At 75.7% G+C, this 9,744-nt stretch carries 7 protein-coding genes; 5 read left to right on the top strand and 2 right to left on the bottom strand.

What is annotated here, in order from left to right; all coding sequences use genetic code 11:
- From ACTUAL_RS01360 to ACTUAL_RS01340, 5 genes are all read left to right on the top strand, one after another.
- Positions 1-776, top strand: a 776-nt coding sequence (locus tag ACTUAL_RS01360; protein ID WP_440898977.1) for a DUF4132 domain-containing protein, incomplete at its 5' end; no start/stop codon positions are given.
- 103 nt (positions 777-879) lie between these two features.
- Positions 880-1,971: an ATP-binding protein gene (locus tag ACTUAL_RS01355; RefSeq protein ID WP_015800724.1), complete on the top strand. Its 1,092-nt coding sequence runs from the start codon at positions 880-882 to the stop codon at positions 1,969-1,971.
- On the top strand, positions 1,971-4,883 hold the full coding sequence (locus tag ACTUAL_RS01350; RefSeq protein ID WP_440898976.1) for a DUF5682 family protein: 2,913 nt from the start codon (positions 1,971-1,973) through the stop codon (positions 4,881-4,883). Before ACTUAL_RS01355 ends, ACTUAL_RS01350 begins: the two co-directional genes overlap by 1 nt.
- Positions 4,880-5,986: a VWA domain-containing protein gene (locus tag ACTUAL_RS01345; RefSeq protein WP_440898975.1), complete on the top strand. Its 1,107-nt coding sequence runs from the start codon at positions 4,880-4,882 to the stop codon at positions 5,984-5,986. The genes ACTUAL_RS01350 and ACTUAL_RS01345 overlap by 4 nt, the downstream gene beginning before the upstream one ends.
- Positions 5,986-7,878, top strand: coding sequence for an SWIM zinc finger family protein (locus tag ACTUAL_RS01340; RefSeq protein WP_440898974.1), 1,893 nt, complete (start codon positions 5,986-5,988; stop codon positions 7,876-7,878). Before ACTUAL_RS01345 ends, ACTUAL_RS01340 begins: the two co-directional genes overlap by 1 nt.
- A gap of 76 nt (positions 7,879-7,954) precedes the next feature.
- Here ACTUAL_RS01340 and ACTUAL_RS01335 read toward each other — a convergent pair whose 3' ends face one another.
- Positions 7,955-8,887, bottom strand: coding sequence for a ribose-phosphate diphosphokinase (locus tag ACTUAL_RS01335; RefSeq protein WP_440898973.1), 933 nt, complete (start codon positions 8,885-8,887; stop codon positions 7,955-7,957).
- 103 nt (positions 8,888-8,990) lie between these two features.
- Positions 8,991-9,650, bottom strand: a complete 660-nt coding sequence (locus tag ACTUAL_RS01330) for a hypothetical protein (RefSeq protein WP_096492424.1) — start codon at positions 9,648-9,650, stop codon at positions 8,991-8,993.
- Between the last annotated feature and the right edge of the window lie 94 nt (positions 9,651-9,744).

Below are 9,744 nucleotides of genomic sequence, written 5' to 3'. Positions count from 1 at the left end.
TGCCCAAGCCGGGCGCGCGGGACAACCGAGTGCTCGCGCCCGAGGCGCCGCGGCGGTACGCGGCGCTGAAGAAGGACGTGCGCACCGCTGCGGCCGGGCAGGTCATCCGCCTGGAGCAGGCGATGCTGACGGGGCGGACGTGGAGCGCGGAGGAGTTCACGGCGCTGTTCGCACGCCACCCGCTGGTGTGGCACCTGGCCCGCAGACTGGTGTGGACCACCGGGGCGGGGCGCGCGTTCCGGCTGGCCGAGGACCGCACGCTCAGCGACCTGCGCGAGGCCCCGGTGGAGCTGGGCCCGGAGGACCGGGTGGCGCTGGCCCACCCCATGGGGCTGGGCGACGACCTGGCGGCGTGGGCGGAGCTGCTGGCCGACCACGCGGTGCTCCAGCCGGTCCCGCAGCTGGGCAGACCGGTGCACCGGCTCACCGAGGAGGAGGCCGGGGCGACCGCGCTGGTCAGGTTCCACGACCGGCCGGTGCCGCGCGGGAAGGTGCTCGGGCTGCTGCGGAGCGGCTGGGAGCACGACGGCCGGGGCAACGGCGGGGTGATCGACCGGGTGCAGCGACCGCTGCCGGACGGGCGCGCCGTCGTGGTCGGCCTCGACCCCGGTGTGGACCGCGAGCACGACCCGGCGCAGGACGAGCAGCGGATCACCGAGGTGTGGATCACCGACCACGGGCCGACGGCCGAGGGCGAGCGCGTGCACCGGTTCGGGACCGCCGACCCGGTCGCGCTGTCCGAGGTGCTGGGCGACCTCGACGGCCTGATCCGCTGAACCACCCCGCCCGCACCCACTTGACCAGGTATTTTCCGCAGGCGCAGCACCCGTGCCACCCGCCTGCCCACCCGTCCGCACCGAGGAGACCGAGGGTTCCGCCGTGTCCGACACCGACTTCCCCGACGACCTGCAGCGCCCGCCAGCCGAGGTGCGGTTCGCCGACGAGCTGGCCAGGCTGCGCGAGTCCGACCGAGCGCACCGACCGCCGGGCTGGGCGCTGAGCCTGGACGCCGCCCGCCGGTTCGTGGTCGGCGACGACAAGCTCGGCGTGAGCCGCAAGTTCGTCGGCGATCCGTCGCTGGTCGACCGCTCGCTCGTCACCCTGGCCACCAGCCGGGGCCTGATGCTGGTCGGCGAGCCGGGCACCGCCAAGTCGCTGCTGTCCGAGCTGATCGCGGCGGCTGTGTGCGGCGAGTCGACGCTGACCATCCAGGGCGGCGCGGCCACCACCGAGGACCAGATCAAGTACTCGTGGAACTACGCGCTGCTGGTCGCCGAGGGCCCGTCGCCGCGCTCGCTGGTGCCCGCGCCGATGCTGCGCGGCATGGCCGAGGGCAAGGTGGTGCGGTTCGAGGAGATCACCCGCTGCCCGCTGGAGGTGCAGGACTGCATGTTGTCGCTGCTGTCCGAGCGGGTCGTGGCGGTGCCGGAGCTGATCGGGCGCGACAGCATGGTGTTCGCGAAGGCCGGGTTCAACGTGATCGCCACCGCGAACACCCGCGACCGGGGCGTGAACGAGATGAGCGCGGCGCTGAAGCGGCGGTTCAACTTCGAGACCGTGTTCCCGATCGCGGACCTGCGCACCGAGCTGGAGCTGGTCGAGCAGGAGTCGGCGAAGCTGCTGGAGCGGTCCGGGGTGGGCGTGCCGCCGCGCCGGGACGTGCTGGAGGTGCTGGTGCGCACGTTCCGCGACCTGCGCGAGGGCGGCAGCGGGCAGGCGGACCGGCTCAGCACGGTGATGAGCACGGCGGAGGCCGTGTCGGTGGCGCACGCGGTGGGCCTGCGCGGCTGGTACCTGCGCGGCGAGGCGGGCACGGCGGCGGACGTGGTCGAGTGCCTGGCGGGCACGGCGGCCAAGGACAGCCCGGACGACCTGGCCAAGCTGCGGCGCTACCTGGAGCAGCAGGCCGGTCGCCGCAAGGGCGAGCAGTGGTCCGAGCTGCACCGGGCCCGACACCTGCTGCCCGGCTGATGGGCGCGGTCTACCTGGGCGTGCGGCACCACAGCCCGGCGTGCAGCTCGCTGGTCGACGAGGTGATCCGCAGGCTGCGGCCCGCGCACGTGCTGGTGGAGGGGCCCGCCGACGTCAACGGGCGGCTGGACGAGCTGCTGCTGGGGCACGAGCTGCCGATCGCGCTGTACAGCTACCGGCGCGACGAGGAGCGGGCGCACGCGTCGTGGAGCCCGTTCTGCGAGTCCTCGCCGGAGTGGGGGGCGCTGACCGCGGGGCGGGAGGTGGGCGCGCAGGTGCGGTTCATCGACCTGCCGTCCTGGCACCCGGCGTTCTGGGACGTGCGGAACCGGTACGCGGACGCGGCGGTCAGGCACGCGCGGGCGGTGGAGCTGCTGTGCGCGGAGTTCGCGGTCGACAACGTGGACGCGCTGTGGGACCACCTGTTCGAGATCCCGGACCGGGACGGCCTGGCCGAACGGCTGGACGCGTACTTCGACCTGATCCGCGGCGGCGCCGAGGCGAGCGACGGCGACCGGGCCCGCGAGGAGCACATGGCGTCCTGGGTCCGCGCCGCGCTGGCCGACGCGGGCGACGCCCCGGTGGTCGTGGTGACGGGCGGCTTCCACACGCCCGCGCTGCGCGCCCTGGTGGAGGGCAGGCAGATGCCGGAGTGGGCGGACCACGGGGTTCTGGCGCCGCCGATGGCGGGTGGGGGCGACGAGCCGAGCGGGGGCGGCCAGCCGAACAGGGACGACGAGCCGAACAGGGACGACGAGCCGAGCGGGAACGGCGAGCTGGACGGGGAGACCGACCCGAAGGCGGCTCCCTTCCACGCGGGCCGCGCCGAGCAGCCGCGCACCGCCGCACCGCTCCGGGCCGCAGGCCCGGCGGGCGTCGCCGCGTCGGCGGACGGCGGCACCAACCGCCCTGCGGGCGGCGACTCGGCAGACGATGGGCCCGCCGCCGAGGGCGCTTCGCGCGGAGGCGCGGTCCCCGAGGTCATGGGCAGCCCCGCCCAGGCCGCTCCCGCGACCGACTCTGGCTCTGGCTCTGGCACCGGCTCCGGGCACGGCACCGGCGCTGGCACCGGGCACGGCACCGGCAATGGCTCCGGCACCGGGGATGGCTCCGGCACCGGCTCCGGGGATGGCTCCGGCTCCGGCTCCGGGCACGGCCCCGGCACTGGCTCCGGCTCCGGGCACGGCACCGGCCCTGGCCCCCGCACCGGCACCGGCACCGGCACCGGCACCGGCACCAGGGATAGCTCCGGCTCCGAGCCCGCCACCGACCAGCCCTCCCCCAAGACCACCACCGACTCCCCCACCCCCTCCGGCTGGCCCGAGGTGCCCCGACCGGCCCCCGGTTCGGTCGGCGCCAGCTACCTGGTCCCGTACTCCTTCCGCCGCCTGGACGCGTTCACCGGCTACGAGTCCGGGATGCCCTCCCCCGCCTACTACCAGCGGCTCTGGGAGTCCGGGAGGCGCGGGGCGGCCGAGGGGTTGCTGGAGGCGGTGGTCACGCGGTTGCGCGGGCGCAAGCAGGCGGTGTCCACCGCGGACCTCATCGCCGCCCGCACCCAGGCCGAGGGGCTCGCCGCGCTGCGCGGGCACCCGGTGCCCGCGCGGGTCGACGTGCTCGACGGGCTCACCTCGGCGCGCGGCTCCGAGGACCTCACCCAGCCGCCCCCGTGGACCCGGCGGGGGGTGCTCGCGCCCGGCGCGCACCCGGCCGTGGTCGAGATGGTCGCCGCGCTCAGCGGGGACCGGGTCGGCCGGTTGCACCCGGACACGCCGGCGCCGCCGCTGGTGGCGAGCGTCCAGGAGTCGATGGCCGCGCTCGGCCTCGACGGCGACCGGACCGTCGACCTCGACCTCACCGACCCGCGCGGGCTGGAGCGCAGCAGGTTGCTGCACCGGCTGCGCGTGCTGGACGTCCCCGGACTGGAGCGCGCCTCGGGACCCGGAGGCGGCGGTGACCCCGAGGTCCTGGAGCGGTGGCGGCTGGTCGACCGGGACACCCGCGTGCCCGCGCTGATCGAGGCCGCCGCGCACGGCGCCACCCCCGCCGAGGCGGCGGGCGCGGTGCTGCGCGAGCGGGCTCGGGACGCCGGGATCGGGGACCTGTCCGCGCTGCTGTTCGACACCGCCCTGTGCGGGGTGGGCGACCTGCCCGACGACGTGCTCGACACGCTCGTCGCGGGCGTCGGCCGCGCCCCCGACCTGGTCGAGCTGGGCGGGGTGCTGGCCGACGTGCTGGGCCTGTGGCGGCACGACCGGGTGTTCGGCTCCGCCCGCGACCCGCGCCTGGGCCTGGTGCTGGACGCCGGGGTGACGCGCGCGCTGTGGCTGGCCGAGGGCCTGCGGGGCGCGACGGACCCGGCCGAGCCGCACCGGCTCACCGCGCTCGCCGCGGTCCGCGACACCGCGGTGCACGCGCCCGCCGTGCTCGGCCTCGGCCGGGACGCGGTGGCGGACGTCGGCCTGCGGATCAGCCGCGACCCCGGCTCGCCGCCGGACCTGCGCGGCGCCGGGTTCGGGCTGGCCTGGGCGCTGGGGGCGCAGGCCGACCCGGAGGCCGCGGTGCGCGGCACCTCGTCGGCCCCGGTGGTCGGCGACTGGCTGGCCGGGCTGTTCGCCCTCGCCCGCGAGGAGGTCCTGGGCGCGCCGGGCGTGATCGCGGTGCTGGACGAGGTGGTGGAGGGCTTCACCGGCGACGACTTCCTGGAGGCGCTGCCCGCGCTGCGCCAGGCGTTCGCGTTCTTCCCGCCCGCCGAGCGGGAGCGCATCGCCGGGCTGCTGCTGGCGCACCGGGGCGTGGACGGGTCGGCGCGCGAGCTGGTGCGCTCGCGGGTGGACCCGGCGCTGCACGTGGAGGCCACCAGGCTGGAGGCGTTCGTGGACGGGCTGCTGGCGCGGGAGGGGTTGGCGTGAGCGACGGGATGGAGCGGTGGCGGCTGGTCCTGGGCAGCCCCGCCGACGGGTGCGCGGGCGGGCTGGGTGGCGACGCGCTGGACCGCGACGCCGCGCTCGCCTGGCTGTACGAGCGGGACGAGGGGCTGGACCAGCGGGACGTGCGGCGCTCGGGCAGCGGCGACTCGGTGCTGCGGGTGGTGGACTGGCTGGACGACGTGCACCGGCTGTTCCCGCGCCGCACGATCGAGCGGCTGGAGCGGGACGCCGTCGAGACCTACGGCATCACCGAGGTGGTCACCGACCCCGGCGTGCTGGAGCGGGTCGAGCCGAGCGTGGCGCTGCTGCGCGCGGTCATGCGCACCAAGCACCTGATGAACCCGGCGGTGCTCGCGATGGCGCGGCGCATCGTGGAGGCCGTGGTGCGGGACCTGGTGGCGCGGCTGGCCCGCGAGGTGCGGCGCTCGTTCACCGGGGCCCGCTCGCGCAGGCGGTCGAACTTCAAGCAGGCCAGGAACTTCGACTTCCGGGGCACGATCCGCGCGAACCTGGCGCACTACGAGCCGCGGACGCGGCGGATCTCGATCGAGGAGCCGAGGTTCACCTCCCGCACCCGCAAGCACCTGGACTCCTGGCAGCTGGTGCTGGTGGTGGACCAGTCCGGGTCGATGGCGGGCTCGGTGATCCACTCGGCGGTGACGGCGGCGTGCCTGTGGAACCTGCCCGGCCTCAAGACGCACCTGGTCGCGTTCGACACCCAGGTGGTGGACCTGACCAGCGACGTCACCGACCCGGTCGAGCTGCTGATGAAGGTGCAGCTGGGCGGCGGCACGGACATCGCGAAGGCGATGGCGTACGCGGCGGGCCTGGTGGAGACCCCGAGGCGGTCGATCGTCGTGCTGATCACCGACTTCTACGAGGGCGGTGACGAGCGCAGGCTGGTGCGCGTGGTGCGGGACCTGGCCGCGCAGGGCGCGCAGGTGCTGGGGCTGGCGGCGCTGGACGAGGAGGCGGCGCCCGCCTACGACCGGGACATGGCGCAGCGGCTGGCGAACGTCGGCGCGCACGTGGGCGCGATGACGCCGGGCGAGCTGGCGGAGTTCGTCGCGGAGAGGATGGGGTAGTGCGGCGTGCCGACCTGTTGGCGCTGACGTCCGAGGCGCTGGTCGACCTGGCCAACCGGGGCCTGGTGAAGCGGGCGACCCGCGAGGTGGAGGCGGGCGCCGGGCCCGTGCTGGGGGTGGCGGACGACGGCGCGGTCACCGGCGTGTTCCCGGACGGGGTGACGGCGGTGCTGCCGCCGGGCGTCGGGCTGGACGCGGCGTCGTGCTCGTGCGGGGCGCGCGGGGCGTGCAGGCACCGGATCGCGGTGGTGCTGGCCTACCAGCGCGAGCACGGGGGCGCGGAGGAGGAGGTCCGCGCGCCGTGGTCGCCGGGGTCGGTGCCGGACGCGGAGCTGGTGGCGGCGTTCGGCGAGCGGGCGGTGGCGGCGGCGCGGCGGGTGCTGCGGTCCGGGGTGCCGGTGGTGCTGCGCAGGGCGGGCACCGGGGACCCGGTGGCGGTGGCGGAGCTGCCGTCGGCGACGGTGCGGTTCCTGGTGCCCGGCGAGCTGGGGTACGCGAGCACGGACGCGGCGGCGCTGCGGCGGGACCAGCTGGTGGCGCTGGCGGTGCTGGCGTTCCGGGAGGCGGACGAGCGCGGGTTCGCGGACCCGGTGGTGCGGTTCGACGCGGGCGGTTCGGCCGGGCCGGGCGGTGGGTCCGGTGACGGGCCGGCCCCGGGGGCGGAGGCGGTGGAGCTGACCGGTCAGCTGCTGCGGGAGGGCGCGGTGCACACCGGGCCGGTGCTGGACGCGGCGCTGGAGCGGTCGCGGCGGGACCTGACGGCGGCCGGGATGCACTGGCCCGCCGCCGCGGTCGGTGAGCTGGCCGAGCAGCTGGCGGCGTACCGGGCGCGCGGGGCCAGGCACCGGGTGGAGCGGGTCGCGGAGCTGGTGGCGGAGGTGCGCGCGCGGGCGCGGGCGACCGGGCCGCGCTCGACGGTGCTCGGCTTCGACGAGGCCGCCGAGACGCCGATGCGGCGGGTGCGGCTGACCTCGCTGGGCTGCCGGGTGACGGGCACCAGCGAGGACCGCACGGCGGAGGTGTTCTTCGCGGACGGCGACGGGGTGCTGGTGCTGCGGCACCGGTGGCAGCTCGGCGCGGACGAGCGGCCGACCGGGCACGACCTGGCCGGGCGCAGGCTGTCCGGGACGACGCTGGGCGCGCTGGCGGCGGCGAACGTGGTGTCGGAGTCGGCGGTGCGCAGCCCGAGCCGGGTGGCGAGGACGTCGGTGACGCCGCTGGGCTCGGCGTGGACGGGGCTGCGGGCCCCGGTGCTGGTGCGCGACCTGGCGGCGGCCGGGGCGGAGCTGGCGGCGCTGGCGCCGCGCGTGGTGCGGGCCAGGGTCGAGGCCGAGCACGTGCGGGTGGTGGAGGTCGCCGCGGTGCGGTCGGTCGGGTACGACCCCGGCGCGCAGCGGCTGGAGGCGGTGGTGGCGGACGCGGCGGGCACGACGGCGCTGGTGCGCGCCACCTACCGCAGCACGACCCCGACGGCGCTGGACGCGCTGGCCGGGGCGCTGGCGGCGGGGGCGACGCACGTGAGCGGGGCGCTGAGCCGCACCGGCGGGCGGCTGGTGATCACCCCGTTCGCGGTGCTGACGCCGGACGGCCCGGTGGTGCCCGACCTGGCCGGTGGCGAGGTGGGCGGGCTGGTCGGCGAGGTGCTCGCGGGGCCGGACGTGCTGGCGGAGGTGCTGGAGTCGGCGCTGTCGCTGTGCGCGGAGGCGGCGCACCGGGGGCTGGAGCACCTGGCGGCGACGATGCCGGGCCGGTTGGCGGCGGCGGAGGCCGAGCTGCGCCGGGCGGGGCTGGCGAAGGCGGCGGAGCTGCTGTCGGCCTTCGCGGCGGCGCCCGGCGAGGAGAGCTGGTTGGTGGCGTACCTGAGGTTGCTGGTGACGGCCGAGTTCCGGTAGCCGCCGCAATGCTCTGTGGACGAACGGGCGCGGCGGACCCCCGGTGCCGGAAGGGTTCCACCGCGCCCGCGTCACCTCAGTGCTCGAAGAGCGCGCTCACCGACTCCCCGTTGTGGATGCGCCGCATCGCCTCCGCCAGGGGACCCGCCACCGACAGCACCTTCAGCTTCCCCGAGCGCTTCTCCTCGGGCACCGGGACCGTGTTCGTGCACACGATCTCCAGCACCTCGTCGCGCTCCCCGATCCGCTCGACCGCCTTGTCCGAGAACAGCCCGTGCGTGCAGGCGATCCGCAGCGAGGCGACGTCGAACTCCGCGAGGTGGTCCATCAGCTCGATCACCGTGCTGCCCTTGGCGATCTCGTCGTCCAGCACGATGACGTCCTTCCCCCGGACGTCCCCGATCACCGAGCTGATGACCACCCGGTCGTCGCCGAACCGCTGCTTCGCGCCCGCCGCCACCGGCACCCCGAGCAGCCGGGCGAACGCCGACGCCGCCTTCGCGTTGCCCAGGTCCGGGGACAGCACCACCGCGTTCGACAGGTCGTACCGCCGGAAGTGCACCGCCAGCTCGTGCAGCGCGTGCAGGTGGTCCACCGGCACCGAGAAGAACCCGTGCACCTGCGGCGAGTGCAGCGTCATCGCCAGCACCCGGCCCGCGCCCGCCGTCACCAGCAGGTCGGCCACCAGCCGCGCCCCGATGGAGATCCTCGGCGCGTCCTTCTTGTCGGACCTGGCGTACGCGAAGTGCGGCATCACCACGGTCGTCCGCGACGCGGACGCACCCCTCGCGGCGTCCAACATCAGCAGCAGTTCGACCAGGTTCTCCTGCACCGGCGGCACGAGCGGCTGGACGACGAACACGTCCCGCTCGCGGCAGTTGGCCTGCAACTGCACCTCCAGGCAGTCGTTGGCGAACCTCGTCACCCTCGTCGGCGACAGCGGCACCCCCAGCTCGGCGCAGATCTCCTCCGCCAGCTCCGGGTGCGCGCTCCCGCTGAACACGACCATTTCCCGACCAGAGACGGACACGGAAGCGGACACGGCCTGGGCTCCCCGGCGTTCGGCTACCTGACGCCGCGGACCCTAGCAGCGATCCGACCCCCCGATCGGGTCATCCCTTCCACACCACGGGCGACTTCGTGTACTCCTCGGCGGCGTCGTACTTGGCGCCGGTGATCTTCTCCGCGGCGTTGCCCGCCTGCAGGACGCAGGTCTGGAACTTGGCCCCGGCGGTGGTGAAGTCCTTGCCCGCGTTGACGGTCTGGCAGTTGTCCGTCTCGCCGGTGATGATCACGCTGCTGGTCTTGCCGTCCGCCTTGATGCCGCGCAGGCGCAGCGACGAGTACGCCAGGTCGGTGCCGCCGACGTTCTCGACGGTGGCCCGGATGTAGAAGGGCGTGATGCCCGCGGCCTTGTCGCCGTACTTGGCGAGGTCCGCCGGGTCGCCTGCCTCGATCGAGTCGACCGTGATGGCGATGACGCCGGTCTTGCTGGTGCCGTACTTGAAGTTGACCACCGCGCGCTGGCCGACCTCGAACTCGCTGCCGGGCGCGGCCACGTCGCCGGACGCGACGGGCGCGTCGGCGGCGGTGGACTTGGCGGCGGAGGACTTCGCGGCCGAGGACGAGGTCGGGGCGCCCTCCTCGGCGGTGGAGGACGCGGTGGCGTCGGCCGCGGGCAGCGCCGTGCCGCTCGTCTCGCTGCCGCAGGCGGACAGCAGGACGGCGGCTGCGCCGACTGCGGCGAACAGGCTGCTGCGGAAGGACTTCACGCCGGGCTCCTCAGGTTCTCGTCGGACGCGCCGAACGCTATTCCCGGTGAGCCGGACAGGCTGTCGGTCGTTCGCACCACAACCGGCCGGAACC

The organism is Actinosynnema sp., from assembly GCF_052038725.1.
The sequence above is the reverse complement of the archived record's forward strand: the minus strand, read 5'-3'. Positions and strand labels throughout refer to the sequence as shown.